General features: G+C 74.7%; 27 protein-coding genes. 8 read left to right on the top strand and 19 right to left on the bottom strand.

All coding sequences use genetic code 11. The features are described 5' to 3' along the window. The first annotated feature begins 29 nt into the window (after window positions 1-29). The 5 genes from DQ239_RS17610 (at window position 30) to DQ239_RS17590 (ending at window position 3,319) form a co-directional block, all read left to right on the top strand. Window positions 30-488, top strand: a complete 459-nt coding sequence (locus DQ239_RS17610) for a PGPGW domain-containing protein (RefSeq protein WP_113835716.1) — start codon at window positions 30-32, stop codon at window positions 486-488. Window positions 489-577: 89 nt separating this feature from the next. After that, on the top strand, window positions 578-1,066 hold the full coding sequence (locus DQ239_RS17605; protein ID WP_233489452.1) for a DUF6328 family protein: 489 nt from the start codon (window positions 578-580) through the stop codon (window positions 1,064-1,066). Continuing rightward, on the top strand, window positions 1,063-1,524 hold the full coding sequence (locus DQ239_RS17600; RefSeq protein ID WP_199583136.1) for a GNAT family N-acetyltransferase: 462 nt from the start codon (window positions 1,063-1,065) through the stop codon (window positions 1,522-1,524). Before DQ239_RS17605 ends, DQ239_RS17600 begins: the two co-directional genes overlap by 4 nt. Beyond that, window positions 1,521-1,826, top strand: coding sequence for a hypothetical protein (locus tag DQ239_RS17595; protein ID WP_113835715.1), 306 nt, complete (start codon window positions 1,521-1,523; stop codon window positions 1,824-1,826). The genes DQ239_RS17600 and DQ239_RS17595 overlap by 4 nt, the downstream gene beginning before the upstream one ends. A gap of 35 nt (window positions 1,827-1,861) precedes the next feature. Beyond that, window positions 1,862-3,319: a glycosyltransferase family 39 protein gene (locus DQ239_RS17590; protein ID WP_113835714.1), complete on the top strand. Its 1,458-nt coding sequence runs from the start codon at window positions 1,862-1,864 to the stop codon at window positions 3,317-3,319. 9 nt (window positions 3,320-3,328) lie between these two features. Here DQ239_RS17590 and DQ239_RS17585 read toward each other — a convergent pair whose 3' ends face one another. From DQ239_RS17585 to DQ239_RS17550, 8 genes are all read right to left on the bottom strand, one after another. After that, window positions 3,329-4,012, bottom strand: a complete 684-nt coding sequence (locus tag DQ239_RS17585; protein ID WP_233489451.1) for a glycosyltransferase — start codon at window positions 4,010-4,012, stop codon at window positions 3,329-3,331. Further along, window positions 4,009-4,860 (bottom strand): NAD(P)-dependent oxidoreductase, encoded by an 852-nt coding sequence (locus tag DQ239_RS17580; protein ID WP_113835713.1) that lies wholly within the window; start codon window positions 4,858-4,860, stop codon window positions 4,009-4,011. The genes DQ239_RS17585 and DQ239_RS17580 overlap by 4 nt, the downstream gene beginning before the upstream one ends. Further along, window positions 4,857-5,654, bottom strand: a complete 798-nt coding sequence (locus DQ239_RS17575; RefSeq protein WP_113835712.1) for an aldolase/citrate lyase family protein — start codon at window positions 5,652-5,654, stop codon at window positions 4,857-4,859. Before DQ239_RS17575 ends, DQ239_RS17580 begins: the two co-directional genes overlap by 4 nt. A 56-nt stretch (window positions 5,655-5,710) precedes the next feature. Further along, window positions 5,711-6,778 (bottom strand): ABC transporter ATP-binding protein, encoded by a 1,068-nt coding sequence (locus DQ239_RS17570; RefSeq protein ID WP_113835711.1) that lies wholly within the window; start codon window positions 6,776-6,778, stop codon window positions 5,711-5,713. Beyond that, the gene (locus DQ239_RS17565) at window positions 6,775-8,376 is read right to left on the bottom strand and encodes an iron ABC transporter permease (RefSeq protein ID WP_113835710.1); all 1,602 of its coding nucleotides are present in this window, start codon (window positions 8,374-8,376) and stop codon (window positions 6,775-6,777) included. The genes DQ239_RS17570 and DQ239_RS17565 overlap by 4 nt, the downstream gene beginning before the upstream one ends. A 2-nt stretch (window positions 8,377-8,378) precedes the next feature. Then, window positions 8,379-9,401 (bottom strand): iron ABC transporter substrate-binding protein, encoded by a 1,023-nt coding sequence (locus DQ239_RS17560; protein ID WP_113835709.1) that lies wholly within the window; start codon window positions 9,399-9,401, stop codon window positions 8,379-8,381. A 123-nt stretch (window positions 9,402-9,524) separates the two neighbouring features. Beyond that, entirely contained in the window at window positions 9,525-10,829 is a 1,305-nt protein-coding gene (locus tag DQ239_RS17555) for an RNA polymerase sigma factor (protein ID WP_233489450.1), read from the bottom strand. After that, window positions 10,826-11,248, bottom strand: a complete 423-nt coding sequence (locus tag DQ239_RS17550) for a YciI family protein (RefSeq protein ID WP_113835708.1) — start codon at window positions 11,246-11,248, stop codon at window positions 10,826-10,828. The genes DQ239_RS17555 and DQ239_RS17550 overlap by 4 nt, the downstream gene beginning before the upstream one ends. A gap of 164 nt (window positions 11,249-11,412) precedes the next feature. Here DQ239_RS17550 and DQ239_RS17545 point away from each other — a divergent pair, with 164 nt between their 5' ends. After that, window positions 11,413-11,793: a PaaI family thioesterase gene (locus DQ239_RS17545; protein ID WP_113835707.1), complete on the top strand. Its 381-nt coding sequence runs from the start codon at window positions 11,413-11,415 to the stop codon at window positions 11,791-11,793. Between the two features lie 18 nt (window positions 11,794-11,811). On the opposite strand, the gene DQ239_RS20485 is transcribed toward DQ239_RS17545, so the two are convergent. The 10 genes from DQ239_RS20485 to DQ239_RS17500 form a co-directional block, all read right to left on the bottom strand. After that, entirely contained in the window at window positions 11,812-11,979 is a 168-nt protein-coding gene (locus DQ239_RS20485) for a hypothetical protein (RefSeq protein WP_158544889.1), read from the bottom strand. A gap of 448 nt (window positions 11,980-12,427) precedes the next feature. Continuing rightward, window positions 12,428-12,841 (bottom strand): hypothetical protein, encoded by a 414-nt coding sequence (locus DQ239_RS17540; protein WP_113835706.1) that lies wholly within the window; start codon window positions 12,839-12,841, stop codon window positions 12,428-12,430. A gap of 140 nt (window positions 12,842-12,981) precedes the next feature. Beyond that, window positions 12,982-13,956, bottom strand: a complete 975-nt coding sequence (locus DQ239_RS17535; RefSeq protein WP_113835705.1) for a ferritin-like domain-containing protein — start codon at window positions 13,954-13,956, stop codon at window positions 12,982-12,984. Between the two features lie 119 nt (window positions 13,957-14,075). Next, window positions 14,076-14,285 carry a hypothetical protein gene (locus tag DQ239_RS17530; protein ID WP_113835704.1) on the bottom strand — a complete coding sequence of 70 codons (210 nt, stop codon included), beginning with the start codon at window positions 14,283-14,285 and terminating at the stop codon, window positions 14,076-14,078. Window positions 14,286-14,427: 142 nt separating this feature from the next. After that, window positions 14,428-14,892: an NUDIX domain-containing protein gene (locus tag DQ239_RS17525; protein WP_113835703.1), complete on the bottom strand. Its 465-nt coding sequence runs from the start codon at window positions 14,890-14,892 to the stop codon at window positions 14,428-14,430. 23 nt (window positions 14,893-14,915) lie between these two features. Continuing rightward, the gene (locus tag DQ239_RS21060; protein WP_233489449.1) at window positions 14,916-15,500 is read right to left on the bottom strand and encodes a DUF4234 domain-containing protein; all 585 of its coding nucleotides are present in this window, start codon (window positions 15,498-15,500) and stop codon (window positions 14,916-14,918) included. 94 nt (window positions 15,501-15,594) lie between these two features. Next, the gene (locus DQ239_RS17515; RefSeq protein WP_233489448.1) at window positions 15,595-16,092 is read right to left on the bottom strand and encodes a DUF4234 domain-containing protein; all 498 of its coding nucleotides are present in this window, start codon (window positions 16,090-16,092) and stop codon (window positions 15,595-15,597) included. Between the two features lie 155 nt (window positions 16,093-16,247). Beyond that, complete coding sequence (locus DQ239_RS17510) at window positions 16,248-17,042, bottom strand: enoyl-CoA hydratase/isomerase family protein (protein ID WP_113835702.1); 795 nt, start codon at window positions 17,040-17,042, stop codon at window positions 16,248-16,250. 73 nt (window positions 17,043-17,115) lie between these two features. Then, entirely contained in the window at window positions 17,116-17,718 is a 603-nt protein-coding gene (locus tag DQ239_RS17505) for a hypothetical protein (RefSeq protein ID WP_113835701.1), read from the bottom strand. A 208-nt stretch (window positions 17,719-17,926) separates the two neighbouring features. Beyond that, on the bottom strand, window positions 17,927-19,168 hold the full coding sequence (locus DQ239_RS17500; RefSeq protein WP_199583134.1) for an HNH endonuclease signature motif containing protein: 1,242 nt from the start codon (window positions 19,166-19,168) through the stop codon (window positions 17,927-17,929). A gap of 217 nt (window positions 19,169-19,385) precedes the next feature. Between DQ239_RS17500 and DQ239_RS17495 the strand changes: the two genes are divergently transcribed. Then, window positions 19,386-19,796: a hypothetical protein gene (locus DQ239_RS17495; RefSeq protein ID WP_113835700.1), complete on the top strand. Its 411-nt coding sequence runs from the start codon at window positions 19,386-19,388 to the stop codon at window positions 19,794-19,796. Between the two features lie 78 nt (window positions 19,797-19,874). Beyond that, window positions 19,875-20,486 carry a maleylpyruvate isomerase family mycothiol-dependent enzyme gene (locus DQ239_RS17490; protein ID WP_113835699.1) on the top strand — a complete coding sequence of 204 codons (612 nt, stop codon included), beginning with the start codon at window positions 19,875-19,877 and terminating at the stop codon, window positions 20,484-20,486. 3 nt (window positions 20,487-20,489) lie between these two features. Here DQ239_RS17490 and DQ239_RS17485 read toward each other — a convergent pair whose 3' ends face one another. Next, window positions 20,490-20,918 carry a DUF1707 domain-containing protein gene (locus tag DQ239_RS17485; RefSeq protein WP_113835698.1) on the bottom strand — a complete coding sequence of 143 codons (429 nt, stop codon included), beginning with the start codon at window positions 20,916-20,918 and terminating at the stop codon, window positions 20,490-20,492. Window positions 20,919-21,069: the final 151 nt, after the last annotated feature.

The raw sequence follows: 21,069 nt of genomic DNA, 5'->3' as shown, positions 1-21,069 counted from the left end.
GGCCGAGGGCACGGGTACCCACCGGTCCCGTGACCACCTCGACCGCTGCTCCCACCTCTGCGGCTTCCGGCACCCGCCGGTGCCCCGACTGCACCGACGGGCTCGGCAAGCCGCGCGAGGTGCGCCCCGGCTCCTTCCGCGAGCGGGTGCACCGCAACCGCAGCGTGGCGCTGGCCTGGCGCATCGGCGTCTTCGTCGTGGGCCTGCTCTTCGTCGCCCTCGGCATCGCGCTGACCGTGCTGCCCGGGCCGCTGACCATCCCGCCGGTGCTCTTGGGCCTGTGGGTGTGGTCGACCGAGTTCTCGTGGGCGGCGCGGTTCTTCCAGACCTTCCGGCGCAAGGCGACGGAGGCCTGGGCGCACGCCAAGCAGCACCCGGTCAGCTCCCTGGCCGTCACGGTCGGCGGCCTGGCCGCGGCCGGGGTCGCGTTCTGGGCCGTGGGGCACTTCGAGCTGGTCGACAAGGCAACGTCGGCGCTGGGCTTCTAGCGCATCGCTCTCCACCCGACCGGGTGCCCCACGTGATCACGGGGCCCCGCGCGGGCATCTCCTCCTCCCGACGGCCCGAGGAGGACGGCATGACCGAGCACGGCGAGACCCACCGGGAGCGGGTCAACCGCGAGCTCATGGAGCTGCTCAACGAGCTGCGGGTGGCGCTGCCCGGCGTCCAGTTCCTGTTCGCCTTCCTGCTCGTCGTGCCCTTCTCCCAGGGCGTGGACGAGCTGACCGACTTCCAGCGCGACGTCTACCTCGTCGCCCTCCTGGCCGCGGCGATCGCCACCGCGCTGCTCATCGCGCCGGCCGCCCAGCACCGGGTGCTGTTCCGCCAGCAGGACAAGGAGGCGCTGCTGCACCGCAGCAACCGCTCGGCCTTCGCGGGCCTGGTGGTGCTCGCCCTGGCCGTCTGCTCGGCGCTGCTGCTGGTCGTGGACGTGCTCTTCTCCCGGCCGCTGGCCTGGACCGTCGCCGGCGTGGTGGCGGCCCTGCTCGCGTGGTGGTGGCTCGCCGTCCCGCTCCGGCTCCGGGCGTCCAGCCCGGACGGGCGCTCGGGTACGAAGGAGCCGTGACCGACCCCGCCCCCGCGAACCCCGTCCTGCGCCGCGCCCGGTTCGCCGACCTGTCCCCGTTCGAGGTCTACCGGCTGTGCCGGCTGCGGGTCGACGTCTTCGTCGTGGAGCAGCAGTGCCCCTACCCCGAGCTGGACGGGCGCGACCTGGAACCGGCCACCGAGCACCTGTGGTTCGAGGTTGACGGCGAGGTCGCGGCCACCATCCGCGTCCTGGACGACGGCGCGACCCGCGCGATCGGGCGGGTGGCGACCGCGCCCGCGTTCCGGCGCGCGGGACTGGCCGCCCGGCTGATCGAGCAGGGCATCGCCGACCACGGCGACGTCCCCCTCACGCTCGGCGCCCAGGCGCACCTCGAGCAGTGGTACGAGCGGTTCGGCTTCCGCCGCAGCGGCGCCGGCTACGTCGAGGACGGCATCCCGCACGTGCCCATGCGGCGCGAACCGGCCGCCCGGTGACCGACGCCGAGACGCTCCGGGCCGCGGCCGACCGTCTCGAGGCGCTGGCCGCGCGGACCACGCCGGGCGACTGGCGCACGGCCGGGCTCCTGGCCACCCGTCCCGAGGTGGTCGCGCACCGGGCCGACGGCGGCACCGAGCACGTGGCTGAGGCGCGCGCCGGGTCCGGGGACTGGATCGCCGCCTTCTCCCCCGCCCTCGCCGGGCCCCTGGTGGACCTGCTGCGCGCCGCGGCCGCACAGCCCGCTCCCGAGCCCGCCGCCGTCGCCCTGGCCCGCGGCCTGCTCCGCCGGCTGCCCTGACCGGGCCGGCAGCGGTCGTCCCCTAACCTCGGGACGTGACGGCGACCCGCGAGCACCCCGCCTCCACGGCGGCACCGCCGGTCGTCCCCGACGCGTCCCCGCGCTGGTCGCCGGCCGAGCTGCTCCCGCCCGTCCTGGTGCTGGTGCTGGGGATCCTGCTGCTCCTCCCCGGCCACGGGCTCTGGTTCGACGAGCTGTTCACCGCCGAGGTGGGCCGCCGGCCGCTGGGCGAGATCCTGGCGGCGATCCGGGACGGCGAGGGCGTCACCAGCTACCTCGCCGGCGTCCCCCCGTCCTACAACGCGCCCTACTACGTGGTGGTGCACGCGTGGATGTCCCTGCCGGGACTCGGCAGCGACACCGCGCTCCGCGTGCTGTCCCTGCTGGCCACCGCCGGTGGGCTGGCGCTGGCCACCCGCGCCGTCGCCCGGCTGGGCGGCACCGCCACCGGGGTCCTCGCCGGGCTGCTCATGGCGGCCAGTCCGCTGCTGCTTCAGCAGTCGGTCGAGGCCCGCAGCTACGGGCTGATGGTGCTGGCGACCGGGGCCGCGGCGCTCGGCCTCGTCCGCTGGCTGCAGGAGCCGCCGCGGGGGCTGCTGCTGCTCGGGGTCGCCGGCGCGGGGATGGGGCTGGCGCACTGGTACGCCGTCACCGTGCTGGCCGCCTTCGTCGTCGCCGCGGTGGCACTCCGCGGCCGGCGGGCGGTGCCGGTCGTCCTGGTCGGGGCCGCCGCCGCGCTGCCGGTCTGCCTGCTCATCGGGCTCAACGTGCTCAACGGCACGGGGTCGCGCAACGCCGAGCACCTGCAGGACACCGACGGCCGCCTGCTGGGCTACGCGGTGGAGGCCTGGGCCGGCGGGCGCACCCCCGTGCTGTGGCTCCTCGTGGGACTCGCGGTGGTCGGTGCGGTGCGGGGTGGCGGCCGGGAGCTCCGGGTGCTGGCCGTGGCGTGGACCTGGGTCCCGCTGCTGCTGCTGGTGGGCGCGGAGCTGCTGCGGCCGGTCTACCACCCGCGGTACCTGCTCGCCGGCCTGCTCGGGCTCGGCGTCCTCGCCGCCGCCGGCGCCCTGGCCGTGCCGCGCGGGGGCCGCGCTCCCCTGGCGGGGGTGCTGCTGGTGTGCGCGCTGCTGAGCTGCACCCCGCTCCTGGAGCGCGAGCCCCGCGAGCGCGCCGACGACCTCGTGCGCACGCTGGCCGGCGTCCAGGTGGCCGGCGAGCCCGTGGTGGCCGCCGACCAGCGCTCGGCGATCGGGCTGGACCACTACGTGCGGACCCTGGCGCCACGGCTGCGCGCCGACCTCGTCCTGCCGCCGGACGACGCCCCCGCGGACGCGGACCGGGTCTGGCTGGTCCGGCGGCTGATCGACGGCGTGCCCGAGCCCACCGACGACGACGAGATCCTGCTCGACGCGGGCCTGCGGCTGGTGGACGAGCAGACCTTCCGCGGGACGCAGACCCGGCTGGTGCTGCAGCGCTGGGAGGCGGGCGCCTGACCCGGCCGGTCAGCGCCCGGACCGCACCGCCCAGGTCAGCGAGCGCAGCGACTGGCGCAGCCGGGTGCGGGCGGTCCAGGCCGACCGTCCCTCCGGCCGGCGGTCCCGCTCGACGGAGATGCTCGTCACCGGCCGCCGCGCACGGGCGACCGCCAGCACCACGCTGGGGGCCCCGCCGTCGCGCACCGCACGGACGACGGCGTCCCGGACGTCCCGGTCCATCGCGAAGAACGCCCCCGCGTCGGGCGGCAGGCCGGTGAGCCGCGCGGCGACCCGCCGGTGCAGACCGCCGGTGAGCCGCCGGGCCGCCGACTCGTAGCGCCCCCGCCGTCCGGCGAAGACCGCGGCGACGTCGGCCCCGGCCAGCCGGTCGAGCAGCAGCGGCACGGCCTCCGGCGGGTCCTGGAGGTCGGCGTCGAGGCAGACCCACGCGTCGGCCGCCTCCTCGTCGGCCAGCCCACGGGCGAGCGCGGCGTGCTGCCCCCCGTTGACGTCCAGCACGGTGACGGCGATGCGCGGGTCCTCCGCCGCGAGCGCGCCCGCGACGGCGGCGCTGTCGTCCGGCGAGGCGTCGACGACCAGCCGCAGCCGCCAGTTCCGGCCGTCCAGCGCGGCGGCCACCCGCTGCGCCAGCGGCCGGAGGGTGGCCGCGTTGCCGTAGACGGGCGCGACGACCGCGATCCGCGCGGTCACGACCGCGCCCAGGTACGGGCCAGCCCCTCGGCCAGGTCGACGGTCGGTGCCCAGCCGAGCAGCCGCCGGGCGGCCGACGGGTCGCTGACCCAGTCGGTGGTGTCCCAGTCCCGGCCCGGGTGCGCCCCGGGGGCCGTGGCGATCGGCCGGCCGGTCACCCGGGACGCCGTCGCGACCAGGTCCTCGGTGCTGGTCTGCACGCCCGTCCCGATGTTGAGCACGACGCCCGGCGGCAGGTCCTCCTGCCGGGCCGCGCGCACGCAGGCGTCCACGACGTCCCCGACCCACACCCAGTCGCGCCGGCTGACGTGCGCGGGCAGGGCCACGGTGCCGCCCGTCCGCGCAGCCTCGAGCACGACCGGGACGAGCCGGGTCGGGTGGTCGCCGGGGCCGTAGACCTGGAAGGCCCGGAGCACCGCCGCCCGCACACCCCGCTCGGCGGCCGCGGCCTGCAGCAGCAGCGACCCGGCGGCCTTCGTCGCGCCGAAGAAGCCCCTCGGTTCCAGGGCGGCCTGCTCGGTCAGCGGAACCGACGAGGCCGCGTACTCCGTCGACGAGCCCAGCCGGACGACGGTGCGGCACCGGTCGGGCAGCGCGTCGACCAGCCAGGGGCTGGTGTTCACCGCCACCGTCGCGGCCCGCTGCTCCGGGGTGGCCTTCGCCCGCCCGGCGGCGAGGGAGAAGACCACGTCGGGGTCGGCGGCCCGCACCGCTGCCGCGGCGGCGACCGGATCGGCGAGGTCGACCTGCTCCCGGCCCAGCGGCACGACGTCCCAGCCGTCGACCTCGAGCCGCCGGACGAGGTGCCGGCCGACGAAGCCGCCGGCCCCGGTGACGGCGGCCCTCACGCCCCGGCGCCGACGGGTGCGGCCAGGGCGGGCGGGCGGGTCGCCGCCAGGAGCCGCCCGCGGTCCGCCGCGGCCGCGGCCGGGTCGGCCCGGCGCAGCTCGGCCAGGGACGCGAGCAGCCGCGGGACCTCCACCCACGGGTCGCGGCCCTGCATGTCGGCGATGAAGGACCGGCGCAGGAAGGTGAAGTCGGTGCGCAGGCGGACGAGCTCCGCGGCCAGCACCTCGCTGGGCACGGGGAAGCCGCCACCGGGCAGGGTCAGCCCGCCGACGCCGAAGGGCTGGGTGACCACGGCGCGGACCGCGTCCACGGTGCCGTCGACGAGCGGCCGGAAGAGCTGGTGGGAGCGGCGGTCGATGCGCAGGTCGTTGAGCCCCACGTAGATGCGCGACAGCGGCCGGGCGGCGAGGTCGGCCGCGATGTCCACGGCGTCCTGCGTCTCGATCAGGATCCCCAGGCCGCAGCGCCCGGCCACGGCGTCCAGGGCGCGGTCCACCGACTCCGCGGTGCGCACCATCGGCAGCAGCACCTCGTCGGCACCCCGGGCGATCGCGTCGTCGATCTCCGCCGGCGTCCACGGGCCGTAGCCGTTGACGCGGCAGACGAGCCGGCCGTCGGTGGCCGCGCGCATGCGGCTGAGGTCCTCGGGTGTGTCGGTGCTGATCTGGGTGCCTTCGCCGGCCTGCCGGCGTTCCTTGCCGCGGCGTTCCCAGTCGACGACGATCCCGGCCGCTCCGGCGGCGACGACGTCACTGCCCCACGCGGGGTCCACGGTGAAGAGGAAGAGGTCCACGGGGGGCAGCGTAGGCTTCGCTTACTTCGGCTCGCTCGGACGGGCCGCGGAACCGGTCAGGCGGACAGCGCCGCGGTTCCGGCGGACGCGGGGAAGGCCAGCGCCGATCCGCGCACGGTGACCGCCACGGAGGCGCCGGCCGCCGGCAGCTCGGCCCCGTCCAGCCGGGCGGTCACGGCCGTCCCGTCGGCCAGGGTCAGCCGGATGCGGGCGTCGTGCCCGAAGAAGTCGACCCCGCCGACACGGGCCAGGACCTCTCCCGAGGCGGCGGCGGGAGCCGACAGGCGGAGCTGCTCCGGCCGCAGGAGCACCCGCGCCGGGCCGTCGCCGCGCGGGCCGTCGACGGGCACGGTGCCCAGGGCGCAGCGCGCCGCGCCCGCGTGCAGGTCGGCGTCCAGGACGACCGCCTCGCCCACGAAGGTGGCCACGTCCAGGTCCTGCGGAGTGCGGTACAGGGTCTGGGGGTCGGTCAGCTGGACCAGCCGGCCGTCGCGCAGCACCGCCACCTGGTCGGCCATCGACAGCGCTTCGGCCTGGTCGTGGGTGACCAGCACCGCGGTCGCGCCGGCGGCGTCCAGCGCGGCCGCGACCGCCGCGCGGGTCTCCTCGCGCAGGGCGGCGTCCAGCGACGAGAACGGCTCGTCGAGCAGCACCAGCGAGGGGGCCGGCGCGAGCGCGCGGGCGAGGGCCACGCGCTGCTGCTGGCCACCGGAGAGCTGGTGCGGGGAGCGGGTCGCGAGCGCCTCGTCCAGGCCGACCAGCTCGAGCAGCGCCCGGATCCGGCCGCCGTCCCGGCGCTGCTGCCGCGGCAGGCCGAAGCCGATGTTGCCCGCCACCGTGAGGTGCGGGAACAGGCCGCCCTCCTGCGGCACGAAGCCGATGCCGCGGCGGCGGGCGGGCACCCCGCGCCCGGGCCCACCGGCCACCACCCGGTCGCCGACGGCGACGGTGCCGGAGTCCGGGTCGTCGAAGCCGGCGACCAGGCGCAGCAGCGTGGTCTTGCCGCACCCGGAGGGCCCGAGCAGCGCCGTGAGGGTTCCGGCGGGCACGTGCAGGTCCACCCCCCGGAGGACGGGCGTGGCGCCGAAGCCCTTGGTGAGGGCGGTGACGGTCAGGGAGCTCATGGGGTCAGACCTCGTCGTGCGTCGCGGGACAACAGGACGGTCGCAGGTGCCGAGAGCAGCACCATGACCAGGGCGTAGGGCGCCGCCGCGCCGTACTCGAGGGCGCTGCTCGCCGACCAGAACGCCGTCGCCAGCGTCGTCGTCCCGGTCGGGGCCAGCAGCAGGGTGGCGGTCAGCTCGGTCACGACCGCGAGGAACACCAGCGCCGCGCCCGCGCCGATGCCGGGTGCGAGCAGCGGCAGCGTGATCCGCCGGAGCCGCGCCGGCGCCGAGGCGCCGAGGGAGGCGGCGACGTCGTCGTAGAGCGCCGGCGACTGCTCGACCGCGGCGCGCACGGTGACGATGGCGCGCGGCAGGAAGAGGATCGCGTAGGCGGCCAGCAGCACCGGAACCGTCTGGTAGAGCCAGGGCGTGGCGCGGATGCTGAGGGTCACCAGGGCCAGGCCGACGACGATGCCGGGCACCGAGCTGCCGATGTAGGTGCTGCGCTCGAGCAGGGTGGAGGTGCGCCCGCGTGCCCGGACGGCGAGCCAGCCCGTCGGCAGCGCCATCGCCGTGGTGAGCACCGCCGCCACCGCCGCCAGCCCGAGCGTGGTCCCCGTGGTGGTGAGCAGGGCCGACCCGTCGAGGGCCGTGCCGGCGCCGCGGGCCATCCAGTAGCCAAGGCTGCCCAGGGGCACGACCAGCGCGAGCCCGACGAGCACGGCCAGCCCACCCAGCGTCGGCCCCGTGAGGCGCCTCAAGGAGACCGGCCGGGCCGGGCGGGGGGCACCCCGGGCGGCGCGGGCGTACCCCCGCTGCCCGCGCAGCCGGATCTCCGCGAGCAGCAGCGCGAGGCACAGCAGGACCAGGACGCCGGCCAGCATGGTGGCGCCCGGCCCGTTGAACGTGGCGCGGTACTGGTCGTAGATCGCGGTGGTGAAGGTCGGGTAGCGGAGCATCTGCAGGGCGCCGAACTCCGCGAGCAGGTGCAGGGCCACCAGCAGGCTGCCGCCGAGCAGGGCGACCCGCAGCTGCGGCAGCTGGACCCGCAGGAAGACCGCCCACGTGGAGAGCCCCAGCCCGCGGGCGGTGTCCTCGAGCGCCGGGTCGAGCCCGCGGAAGGCGGCCGCCAGCGGCAGGTAGACGAACGGGAAGTAGGACAGGCTCACGACGAGCAGGGCACCGGCGTAGGTGTCCAGGCCGGGCAGCAGCGAGATCCACGCGTAGCTGTTCACGAAGGCCGGGACCGCCAGGGGTGCGACCAGCAGCACGTGCCAGACCCTCCGGCCCGGCACCGAGGACCGCTCGACCAGCCAGGCCGCCCCGAGGCCGAGCACCGCGCAGCACACCACGGTGCCGGTCACGAGCCGGACGGTGTTCCAGAGCAGCTCCCCCACGCGGGGCCGCAGCACGAGGTCGCGCACGCCGGCCCAGCCGAGGTCGACCGTGTACCAGGCGATGTAGCCCAGCGGCAGCAGTGCCAGGGCCGCGACGGCGATCGCGAGCGCGAGCGTGACCGGTGAGCGTCGCAGCCGCCGCCCGGAGGGACGCGTGCGGGAACCCCGGTCCGCCGGTTCGACCGACGCACCGGGGCCAGGGGCCGCCGCGATCGTCATGCTCAGAGCAGGCCCACGTCCTGCATGAGCTCGGTGACCGCGGGGGCGTCGAGCGAGCCGGGCTCGACCGGCGGCGCGTCCAACGTCTCCAACGCCGGCAGCTCCTCGGCGGACGGGACGCCGAGCCCGACGGCGTACTCCAGGGCGCTGCTCTCGGCCAACCGGGCCTGGGCCTCCGGGCTGGTCAGCCAGGCGACCAGTCGCTGGGCGTCGTCCTGCTGGTCGGAGGAGGCCAGGACGCCGGCACCGGACACGCTGACGAAGGCGCCGGGATCCTGGTTGCCGAAGTAGTGCAGCCGGGCGTCGTCGCCGACGAGCCCGTTCTGGGCCTGGTCGCGGAACCAGTAGTAGTGGTACGTGATGCCGGCGGGCACCTCGCCCTCGTCGACGGCCTTCATGATCGCGGTGTTGCTGGCGTAGATCTCGGCGTTGTCCGCGAGCCCCTCCAGCCACGCGCGCGTCGCGTCCTCGCCCTGCAGCGAGAGGACCGCGCTGACGATCGCCTGGAAGTCCGCGCCCCCGGCGGCGATGCCGACCCGGCCCTCCCAGGCGGGGTCGGCGAGCTCCATCATCGAGGCGGGCAGCTCGTCCTCGCCGAGCTCCGCCGGGTTGTAGATCAGCGCGGTCGAGCGGGCGGCGAACCCCGTCCACGTGCCGGACGCAGGGCGGTACGGCTCGCCGACCTGGTCGAGGGTCTCCTGGTCCAGCGGGGCGAGCAGGCCGGCCTCGTCGACGACGTCGATGGCCGGGCTGTTCTCGGTGAGGAAGACGTCGGCCGGCGAGGCGTCGCCCTCCTGCACGATCTGGTTGGCCAGCTCGGAGTCGTTGGCGTCGCGGAACTCCAGCTCGATGCCGGTCTCGTCGGTGAAGCCCTCGAGCATCGTGCGGACCAGGCTCTCGTGCTGGGCGCTGTACACGGTGAGCGTGTCGGCCTCCGACGCCTCCGACTCCCCGCACCCCGCGAGGGCGGCGAGCACGGCGGCGGAGGCGAGCAGACCGGGGAGCGCCCGGCGCGGCGTTGTCACGGACGTGGTCCTCCTGCATCGGCACCGCGCCCCACCGGTAGGCAAGGCACACCTAAATATAGGCACGCCGGCGACCGCGGTCGTGGGGCACGTCCCCGGCTCCTCCGCTGGTCCGCCGGGGGGTCAGTCCCCCGACGGCACCGCGCGCCCCCCTGCGTCCGCGGCCCGGCCGAGCAGCAGCGCTCGCTCGCGCTCGTTGCGGGTGAGGCCGGCGGCCCGCTCGAACTCCGCCCGCGCCTCGTCGTCGCGCCCCAGGGACGCGAGCAGGTCCCCGCGGACGGCGGGCAGCAGGTGGTAGCCGGCGAGCGCCGGGACGTCGAGCAGCCGGTCCACCAGCTCGAGCCCGGCGGCGGGCCCGTAGGCGCGGGAGACGGCGACGGCGCGGTTCAGCTCCACCACCGGCGAGGGGGTGAGCGCGGCGAGCGCCTCGTAGCACCCGGCGATGGCCGCCCAGTCGGTCTCCTCGACGCTGCGGGCGCGGGCGTGGCAGGCGGCGATCCCGGCCTGCAGCGCGTACGGCCCGAGCGCACCGGGAGCGGTCTCCTGCGCGCGGTCCAGCGCCGCGAGCCCGTGATTGACCAGCGCCCGGTCCCAGCGGCTGCGGTCCTGGTCGGCCAGCAGCACCGACTCGCCGTCCGGGCCGATCCGCGCGGCCAGCCGGGACGCCTGCAGCTCCATGAGGGCGAGCAGCCCGTGCACCTCGGACTCACCCGGCACGAGGCCGGCGAGGATCCGGCCCAGCCGCATCGCCTCCTGGCAGAGGGCCGGACGGGTGAGGTCCTCCCCCGCGGTGGCCGCGTACCCCTCGTTGAACACGAGGTAGAGCACCTCGAGCACCGAGGAGAGGCGGGCGGTGAAGTCGGCGCCGGCGGGCATCTCGAACGGCACGCGGGCGGCGGTGAGGCTTCGCTTGGCCCGCACGATCCGCTGCGCCAGCGTCTTCTCGGGCACCAGGAAGGCGCGGGCGATCTCGTCGGTGGCGAGCCCGCCGACCAGCCGCAGGGTCAGCGCCACCCGGGCCTCGCGGGACAGCACCGGGTGGCAGGAGATGAACACCAGCCGCAGGACGTCGTCCTCGACGACCTCGTCCAGTGCCGCGGCCCAGTCCTCCTCGATGCCCTCGACCAGCTCCCGGCCGAGCTCGAGGGTCTTGCGCTGGAGGTTCTGCGACCGGCGGAAGGAGTCGACGGCCCGGTGCTTGGCGGTGGCCATGAGCCAGGCGCCGGGCTTGGCCGGCACCCCGGACCCCGGCCACTGCTCGAGTGCGGCGACCAGCGCGTCCTGGGCCAGCTCCTCGGCCAGCCCGACGTCGCCGGTGACGCGGGTCAGCGCGCCGACGATGCGGGCGGACTCCATGCGCCAGACGGCGTCGACGACGCGGTGCAGGTCCGCGGTCGCCGACGCCGTCGGGGCAGGAGGGGTGCTCACGCCTGGCGCTGGGCGTTGATCTCCCGCAGCTCGTTCTCCTTCTCCTGGAGCTCGGGGGTGAAGGCCTCGCCGAAGTCCTCGGGCACGGAGAAGGGGCGGATCTCCAGCTCACCGCCGCGGAAGGGCGCCTTGCGGGCCCACTCCACCGCCTCCTCCTTCGAGGAGACCTCGAAGACCCAGTAGCCCGAGACCAGCTCCTTGGTCTCGGTGAAGGGGCCGTCGATGACGCTGGCGTTGCCCTCGTCGTCGAACCGGACCCGGGCGCCGTAGGAGCTCGGCCGCAGGCCGTCGCCGTCCAGCATCACGCCGGCCTTGACGAGCTCCTCGTTGTAGGCGCCCATCGCCTCGAGCATGTCCTGGGACGGCATGGCGCCCTTCTCGCTGTCCTCGGTCGCCTTGACGATCACCATGAAGCGCATCGCGGATCTCCCTGTCGTGGAGGCGGAGGCCGGACCTGACGTCCGGCGTGGGCTCCGCTCTACCTTTCCGTCGATCGGGCTCCCCCGGAATCGACACGTCGGCAGAAACTTCTTTCCGGCCGCTCAGGAGTGCGATCGCCCGGGGCCCGGGTAGGGGCCCGGGCATGGCTGACGACGGGGTGCCGGACGGGTTCGCAGGGCGGCTGGGCGTGCACGTGGAGGCCGCCGACGACGGGTCGGCGCGGATCGCCTTCGAGGTGACCGACGAGCACCTCAACCCCGCCGGCACGCTGCACGGCGGCGTCCTGGCCACGCTGGTCGACACCGCGATGGGGACGGCGGTGCGCAGCGCCACGGGCGACGACGACGTCCCCGCGACCAGCCAGCTGACGGTGACCTACCTGCGCCCCGGGAAGCCGGGCCCGCTCGCGGTCACCGCCCGGGTACGCACGAAGGGCGAGCACCTGACCGTCTGCGAGGCCGAGGTGGAGCAGGACGGCACGGCCATCGGGCACGCCCTGGCCACCTTCGCCCTGCTGCACTGAGACCGGGCGCGCCCGGCGTCACTGCCCCAGCTGGCTCACCAGCAGGATGAACAGGAAGACCAGCACGATCGCGCCCAGGAACACGGCCGGGATGAGCAGCCGGCCGCGACGGCGCCCCGCCTCGGTCGAGCGCCCCGTGGGCCGGCCGTCGTCGTGGTCGTGCGGGTCGGGTGCGGTGCTGGACATCGGCATCTCCTCGGGAAGCGCCGACCGGAGGACGACGGACGGGTCGGGCGGTCCGGCCGTGGCGGCGGGTGCCCCAACTGGGTGATGCCCAGCCCGATCATGGTCACTCGCGGGGTTCTCGGAGCGGTACGGGCCGTTATCCTGGGCCGACCCCGCACGGTGCTCTGCTGCGGCCGGCCCCAGGAGGCACCCCGTTCCCGCTCAGCACGGACGATGCGCCGACACCCATCTCGGCTGCGCCTGCCGAGGCGACGCCGCGCTGCACGCGCAGCGCGCCGCGGAGCGGAGCGAGGCCCGCGCCCAGGGCCGGGAGCCGGTCGAGTGCCCCGAGTGCGGCGGTCCGGCCACCGCGCTGAATATCGAGTCGTGGGGCCACTGCCGGCCCTGCCACACGGCGACGTCCCGGTCCGTCCAGCCGCTGCGCTGGTAGCCAGCTCCGCGCCTCTGCTCAGCGGCCGGGGCGGGACCCGGCCAGCTCGCGGGCGGCTGCGGCGGCGTCGCTGTCGAGCTGCTGCGCCACCGCGTCCCGGAACGCGTCCCACGCCTCCTCGGGAGTGACGCCCAGCGCCCGGGCGATCTCCTCCCAGCCGGCGCCGCCGCGCAGGGCGGCGCGGATGCCGACCAGCCGGCTGTCGTGGGCCTTGCGGGCGACGACCTCGCCGAGGGCCAGCAGCTCCAGGGACTCGTGCACGTCGAGCTGGGTGTCGGTGGCCTTGAGCGAGGCCCAGCTGTCCTCGTCGTCGTCGTCCCGCACGGTGTTCAGGGTGGTGTCGCCGTTGTCGCGACGGCTCAGGAAGTCCAGTCGGGTGGCGGCCGTGGAGAGCGAGAACTCCGCTTCCAGGGCCTCGGGGGTGATGCTCATGCAGCAAGGATCCCCCGCCGTTCCTGCGTGCCAAACCGGGCAGGACGCATCTCACCCGTCCGACGGGCGTTTCTGCTCCGTACACGCGGAAGGGCCCGCACCCCGTCTCCGGGATGCGGGCCCTTCCGGTGCCGCGGCGATCAGGCGTCGACGCCGACGGCTTCCTTGGCGACCGCGGCCAGGGCGACCTGGGCGGCGCTGATCACGCTGGAGCGGCCCTTGTGGGTCTCCTCGTAACGGATGATCACGCGGATGTCGTGCGGCTCCTTGAGCTGCTTGACGGCCTTGGCGGCGTCCGAGGTGCCCAGCGAGTCGTAGCCCTTGATGGGCAGCTCGTCGGCGGTGACGTCGCCGAGCTCCTCGCGGGCGTTGCGGGCGACCTCGGCGGCCTTCTTGTTGCCCTCGCGCTGGGCGATCCGCTCGGCCCGGCGCAGCGAGGCGGCGCGGCCGACCACGAGTGTCTCCCGGGCGGCGTCGGCGAGCGCGGCGGCCCGGCCGACGACACCGCGCACGTTGTCCGAGGTCTCCTCGCCGGCCTGCTGGACGGTGTCCACGGCCTGGTTCACCGTGTTGGCGACGAAGCGCACCGGCGCGTTGACGGCCTTCGCGACACCGCCGGCGACCTTCTGCAGCGGGGTCGCGACGAGCGCGGCCGGGCCACCGAGGGCCTCCTCGGCCAGCACGACGGTCAGCCACTCGACGGTCGCCTTGTGTGCGGTGATCAGCTTCTCGGCGAGACGCTCGGCCTTCGGGAGCTCGGCGGCCTGGGCCAGCACCTTGACGTAGGTCGCCCGGTCGAGCAGCTGGTGCTCGAGCTGGAGGTCGGTGAGCAGGGCCTCCTCGATGGGCGTGGCCTGCTCGAAGGTCGCCTTGAGCGTGGCCGACAGGCGGCCGAGCGCCGGGGTGACGACATCGGGGACGCCACCGAGTGCACGCAGCTGCTCGGTGATCTCGATGGTCCGCGCGGCGGCGTTGTCGGCGTTCTGGGTCAGCTCGCGGCGAACGGCGTCGGTGCGGGCCTGCGAGATGCGGGTGCGTGCCACCTGCTCCTCGGTCTGGGTCAGCAGGACGAGGGCGCGCAGCTGGTTGATGAGCTTGCTGGTCGTGTCGGTCATGACGAGTGACAACTCCGTGAGATCGGGGATGACCTGACGGTTCTGGTCATGCCCCGAGCCCCCGGGGTGCTAACTCCTGCAAGCAAGTTGCTAGCAGTGAGGCCGATCACACTGCCGGGTCAGACAAGTGCGTCGCGCTGCTGCTGCTCGAACGAGGTCCGCGGGGTCACGCCGAAGCGGAGCACCGGCTGGGTGTCGTCGTCGCGCAGGTAGGCCGGCGCCAGTCGCGTCCGGGGCCGGGGCGGCAGCAAGGACGGCGGCAGCCGCTTACCGCAGCCGATGCAGAACCGACCGCGCTGCTCGATCGCGTCGCAATGCGTGCAGGTCATGGATGCCTCCCCGTTGGGCGTGCTCTGGATGGGACGAGGGGACACTGGCAGGTGAGCCGGCCGCTCCGACACGTTCGGGAGGCCGTGGGGCGACATGTCATCGAACCGTCATGCGGACGTGTCGGGGCCGGCCTCCGATCGGTCAGCCGCCCTCGACGGCCGCCAGCAGCCGATCGAGGAAGGGCACCTGCCCACGGACGAGCTTGGTCCTGGCGTCGTCGATGCCCCACCAGGCCGCGCGGTCGATCTCGGGGAACTCCTGGATGCGGCCCGATCGCGGGGGCCACTCGAGCTCGAAGGTGTTGCTGGTGCAGGCCGCGGCGTCCAGGTCGCCCTCGGCGGCCCAGATGGTGAGCACCTTGCCGGAGGCCCGCAGTTGCCCGAGCGGCACGAGATCGGAGGCGGGCACCGGCGAACCCAGCTCCTCGGCGAACTCGCGGTGGGCGACGGCCAGGGGGTCCTCGTCCGGGCCGTGCTCGCCCTTGGGGATCGACCAGGCGCCGTCGTCCTTGCGCGACCAGAACGGACCACCCATGTGGCCGAGGAGGACCTCGCGACCCGCCGGCCCGCGCCGGTGGAGCAGGATCCCGGCACTCGTCCTCGGCACGTCCGGGATTGTGCTCCGCCCGGTCAGGCCAGGCTGGTGCGGGTGACGCCCTGGCTGCGCCAGTACTCGTTGAGCGCGTTGTTGGTCCGCACGAACCAGATGAAGGGCCCGACGAGGATGAACATCCCGGGGAAGAACCACAGGGCGGTGAGCGCGGTGACCGGCGGCGTCCACCCGCGGCGCTCGTAGAGCCTGCCCACCTCGTGGCTGAGGATGAAGGGCGAGACGATCCCGAAGATCACGGCGATGACGAGCGCGAGCACCCCGCCCACGCCCTCGCCGGTGTGCCGCTTCATCTCCTCCTGGGTCTGGAAGTAGTAGACGAAGCCCCAGATCCCGAGGGAGAGGAAGAACAGCAGGATGGTCATGCCGGTGGGCCGCATCCTGCCCAGCGGGCCGCGGGCCTCGGCGTACTGCGCCCACGGCGGTGGGGCGGGCGCCGCGCCGACATCTCCGTGCTCGGACGGCGCGTATCCCTGCTGCTCCTGGCCGCCCTCTCCCTGACCGGGTGGGGGCAGGCCCGGCGCGGGGATCTGCCGGGTCGGTTCGGCCGGAGGCGTGGACGGGGGCGTGCCGTACGGCTGCGGCTGCTGCTCGGGTGTGGTCATCCCGGCTCCTCGTGAGGCGCGTCGCCAGCAGCAGTGTGGCCCCGCACCGGCGTCGATGGGGCCCTCCGGAGCGCGATCGGGGTGCGGCGGGGGGTCAGCCCCGGGCGCCGACGCTGCGCCAGTAGGCGTTGAGCGCCCCGTTGGTCTTGACGAACCAGACGATGGGACCGACGAGGATGAGGAAGCCGGGGATGACCCAGAGTCCGGTCAGGGCGCTGACCGGCTTCTGCTGGCCGCGCCGCTCGTAGAGGTTGCCCACCTCATGACTGAGCAGGTACGGCGAGGGGAGCCCGACGAAGATGGCCAGCAGCAGGCCGATCAGGCCGCCCAGGCCCTCACCGGAGTGCTTCTTCATCTCCTCGTGGGTCGCGTAGTAGTAGTGCCAGCTGTAGAAGCCGAGGGTCACGATCAGCAGCAGGATCGCGATGCCGGTCGGGCGGACCTTGCCCACGGGACCCTGCGGCACGGCGTACTGCGCGTACGCGGGCGCGCCCGGCATCGGCTGGCCCTGGTAGCCGTAGGGCTGGCTGGACTGGGCGGCCGGGTACGACTGGCCGTGGTCCGGAGCTGGGGAGGTGCCTGGCGTGAACATGCGCCCGCTTCCTGTCGGTCGAGCCGGCGTCTCCGGCCCCGGCGCGGAACCTAGGGGTCGCCGACTGGTGGCACCACGACCTCGGGGACGGGCCGGTCGCGCCCCGCCTCGCGCGCCTCAGCCGCCCCACCGGGGGACGGCGCCGGGTCCGACGCCTAGCGTCCGCGCCACTCCGGACGACGCTTCTCCAGGTAGGCGGCGATGCCCTCGCGACGGTCCTCGCTGAGGTAGGGGTTCGGGCCGACGTCGAGACGCAGCGCCTGCCACAGCGGCAGGTCGACGCTCTTCACCGCGGTCTCCTTCATCCGGCGGACGCTGATCGGCGCGTTGGCGGCGATCCGCTCGGCGAGCTCGAGCGCGGTGGGCAGCACGGCGTCGGCGTCCACGATCCGGTTGAGCAGGCCCCAGCGCTCGGCCTCCTCGCTGCTCACGTACTCGCCGGTGAGCAGCATCTCCAGAGCGATGCCCATCGGGATCCGCTTGGGCAGGACGACCGAGCCGAAGTTGGCACCCATGCCGATGGTCGCCTCCGGCAGGCCGAGCTTGATGCCCGGTGCGGCGATGCGGAGGTCGCAGGCCAGCGCCAGCTCGAACCCGCCGGCGACGGCATGCCCCTGGAGCGCGGCCACGATCGGGACCGGCGTCTCGGTGACCACCTCGAACAGCGACCGGCCGGGCCGGTTCATCGGCGGGCGGAACCGCTCCCCGCGCTGGTCCTTCTCGCGGATCTCCTTGAGGTCGAAACCGGCGCAGAAGGCGGGGCCGGTGCCGGTGAGCACGATGGCCCGCACCTCGCCGCCCTCCCCGGCATCGAGCAGCTGGTCGACCAGGTCCGCCTGCAGCTCGGAGGAGAGTGCGTTGCGCCGCTCGGGCCGGTCGAGGGTGAGCACGCGGACGTGCCCGCGGTTCTCGACGACCAGGCCCGACTCGTACCGCTGCGATTCGCTCACGGGACATTCGTACCGGCCCGGCTCCGGGGCGGCAGCACCGCCAGGCCGGAGGGCCGGCGTCAGCGTGGACGGGTCAGCGGTCGACGGCCTCGATGGTCACCTCGTAGTCCCCGAGGCGGGCCACCAGCGGCTTCGTCGGCGTGATCCCCGACGGCAGTTCGACCACCGTGACGTGCCCGCTCATGTCCGCCGAGCAGACTTCCTGGTCGGGGAACAGCTCCCCGAGGCGGATCGCGATCTGCTGCTCTGCGACCACCTCGACACTGAGCGGTCCGCTGGGGCAGCTGGAACTGCCGAAGGTGATTACCCCGAGGTACTGCCCGTGGTTGACCCACGCGATCGAGGGCTGATACGCCGACTCGAGGGGCGACCGGCCACCGGAGTCGGGAGCAGGCGCAGGCGTGTCGGTCCGCTCGTCGACGCCTTCTCCCGGGTCGGGGACGGTGAGTTCTGGAGCAGGAGACGGCGGGCGGATCACGTCGACACGTGGTCCGGGGAACGGCGTGAGCACGAACTGGCGCGCCTCGGGCGTCTCGGCCCCGAGGCGGAACTCCGCGACGTCGGGCGCACTGGCCGGCTCGTCGGCGCCGGCGGTGGCGCAGGCGGCCAGCGCGGGCGCGGCCGCCAGGAGCGTGGCCATCGCCAGCAGGGGCCATGTCGACCTGGGCCCGTCCATGTCGCGCATCGTGCGGCCCCGCGGCCGTTTACGTCCAGCAGGATCGGCCGACGTACGTCCAACAGGATCACCCGACGCCATGTCCACGCGCGGAGTGCCGTACCAGCGCCCACAGAACCCGCGGGGTGGGCGGGCGCGCGCCTGTGCCGGCCCGCCGGGGTGGCGGGCCGGTAGCGCGGAACAGAAATTCGGCAGCGCGGAGCGGGGATCAGGCGGAGACGAGGAAGGGTTCGGGGAGGACGATCTCGGTGCCGTCGGGGCGCCAGGTGCGCCATCGGCCGTCGGGTTGTCGTTCGACCCGGAAGCCGTGGTGGACCTTGGTGTGGTGCCGTTCGCACAGCAGTGCGGAGTTCTCCAGGTTGGTCGGCCCGTCATCCAGGAGCCATTCGGCGACGTGGTGGACATCGCACCAGTGGGTCGGGGCGTCGCAGCCGGCGAACACGCAGGACCGGTCGCGTACCTCGACGGCGCGGCGCAGGTGCGGTGGGACGATCCGCTTGGTGCGGCCGAAGTCCAGGGGCTGGCCTTCGGGGCCCATCACGACGCGGGTGACGTTGCCGTCGCAGGCCAGCCAGCGGGCCCGGGCGGCGGAGATGATCCCGCCGAACCCGGTGCGGCCGGCCCCGGCGCCGGTCGAGGTGTCCATCAGGTCGTCGAGGTCGATCGTGACGACCACGTGCGGCTTGTGCCCGCGCAGCGTCGGCAGCCGACCCGACGCCAGGGCGTTGTCGCAGAGCTGCACGAGGGCATCACCCTGCCGCTGGGAGCGGGTGCGCCGGTCGCCGGCGGGCCGGTCGGCCTGCACGTGGGACTCGACGGCGGCCTGGAACTTCTCCCCGCCCACAGCGTCCAGGGTGCCGTGGAAGGACACCGTCCCGTCGCCGTTCTTGGTGAAGAACAACGACCGCTGCTCGGTGGGGTCCGGTTCCGTGCCGTCAGGGTCCAGCCGGGCCAGATAGTGACCGACGGCCTCGCGCAGATCGGCATGCGAGGCGGTGACGGCGGCCTCGGTCAGCGCCGCGTCAATCTCCCCCACGTCCACGCCCTGGGCCGCGGCGCGGGCCAGGTTCACCTCCGACACCACCGGCGCGATCACCCCGACCGCCTCCGCCGTCACCGCACCCACCGCCGCCGCGGCAGCCAGCACCGGCAGCTGCTCCAGCGTGCGGCCGTTGCGCACCAGCCGCGCCGCCTGAGCCTTGGACAACCGGTGGTGCCCGCGCAGCCAGGACGCCATCGTGGCCTTGCCGTCGTGCTCGCAGGCCTGGGTCAGCTCACCCTCCCGCACCGTGCGCGCCAGCTCGGCGTCCAGCCGGTTCTTCGCGATCACCAGCGCGCCGGCGCGCTCGATCACCGCCGGCCCGAACGACCCCTTGAGGTCCTGACCGGCCAGCGCCGACAGCGCACCGGCGAGGCACTCCAGCGGCGTCGAGCATCCGGTCGAACACATGTACGAATAGTACCGCTACGAAGCCTGGCGCACCACACGAATCCCCAGGTCAGCGGCCTATACACAGATGCGCGCCGGCGACTCCATGCGCCGTGATCCTGTGCCGTCCGGCCGTACCGCGCGACTCGCCCGCGAGTGGGTACAACGAGGCACCGTCGGGGCTACGCTGCCGCCCCCGAAGCTGTCGGGACGAGGACGTGGAGCGGAGGCAGCCCAGGTGACGGACCACCGCCGAGCGGCCGACGGTGCCGCACCGACCGGCAGTGCCGGGAGGAGGCCGCGCCGCCGTCCGCCGCGCCCGCTCGGGACGCCGCTGTCGCTGTCCCTCGTCGTCGTGATCGCGCTCGCCACCTTCGGCGGCTTCAGTACGAGCTTCGGCGTGATGACCGACTGCACCAACACCTTCAGCTGCAGCGTCACCGAGTGCCGCCCCTGCGTCGGTGCCGCCTCCTGGCTCGAGGCCGACTGGAAGGTGCAGGGCGTGTTGTTGCTCATCGGCCTGGTCCTGGCCGTCCTCACCCGACGAGGGGTCCGCTCGCGCGTAGTCCGCTGGGCGGGCTGGCTGCTCGGCCCGGTGAGCATCGCGCTGATGATCGCGACCACCTCACTGGCCACGAGCAGCTTCTGACCGAGCGGCGATCATTCTCAGGACCGCGGAGCGTCTACGTCGACGACGGTGCCGAGCGGCGGCACAGGAGGAGGACAGATGACGGACCAGATCCAGCACGACCTGCAGCCGTGGGTCGCGCAGACGTACGAGGGCCTCGCCGACCTGCTCGCGGAGTCCCCCGCCGGCACCTGGGACGCGCCGACGCTCTGCGAGGGCTGGCAGGTCCGGCACGTCGTCGCCCACGTGACCATGCCCGTCCGGCTCATCCCCGAGCGGTTCGGTGCGGAGATGGCGGCCGCGGGCGGCGACTTCGGCCGGCTGTCCGACACCGTGGCCGACCGCGACGGGGCACTGCCCACCGACGGCCTCCTGGCCGACCTGCGCGCACCGGCCCTGCACGCGTGGCAGCCGCCCGGCGGTGGCGCGGCGGGCGCGCTGAGCCACGCCGTCATCCACTCCCTCGACGTCACCGTCGCGCTCGGCCGGCCCGCGGTGGCACCGGCCGACGCGGTCGTCGCCGTCCTCGACCAGCTCACCGCAGCGAACGGCGCGCTCTTCGGCCTGGACCTGACCGGGACCAGGCTCGAGACCGAGGACGCCGACCGGGCCTGGGGCGAGGGCGAGGTCGTCCGCGGCAACGCCGGCGAGCTGGTGGCCCTGCTGGGCGGCCGCACCCTGCCCGACGGCCGCACCCTGCGCCGCCGATGAGGGTCAGCGGGAGCCGCGCACCCGCAGGGTGATCACCGTCCCGATGCCCAGCGCAACGCCCGGCACGGCCAGCCACATCGGCCAGAAGTGCACCGGCTCGTCCGCCGCAAAGCTGACCAGCAGCCAGACCGTCAGGTTGATGGCGACGACGCTCGCCCCCACCGTCCAGAGGATCGTCAGCGCGAGCGGGAAGCGGGCCGGGGTCCGCACGACCGGTGCCCCGGCCGCCGGAGGCGCGGACAACGCCGGGCGCGCCGGGAGGTCGGTGAACAGCCGGTCGAGGTCGGCGTAGGTCACCGCCGCGTACGCCTCCGCCAGCCGCCGGTCGTACTCCGCGAGGTCGAGCCGGCCCTCGTCGTGGGCGGCCCGCAACCGGTCGGCCGCCGCCTGCCGGTCGGCGTCGCCCGCCCGCAGCTCGGGCGCGTGGGTCATGCCACCTCCGCAGTCCGGACGTCGCCGCCATCCTCGCACCGGCGAAGCCGCTCCGGAACGACTGCCGCTCGTCGTGTGATTCCGGCCGGGTTACCGGCACAGGCGTCACATCCGCCACACCCGTCGGGGAGCATGGGAGGACCCTTCCGTC

This window comes from Blastococcus sp. TF02-09 (assembly GCF_003319105.1).
In the GTDB taxonomy this organism is placed as follows: Bacteria; Actinomycetota; Actinomycetes; order Mycobacteriales; family Geodermatophilaceae; genus Blastococcus.
The sequence above is the reverse complement of the archived record's forward strand: the minus strand, read 5'-3'. Positions and strand labels throughout refer to the sequence as shown.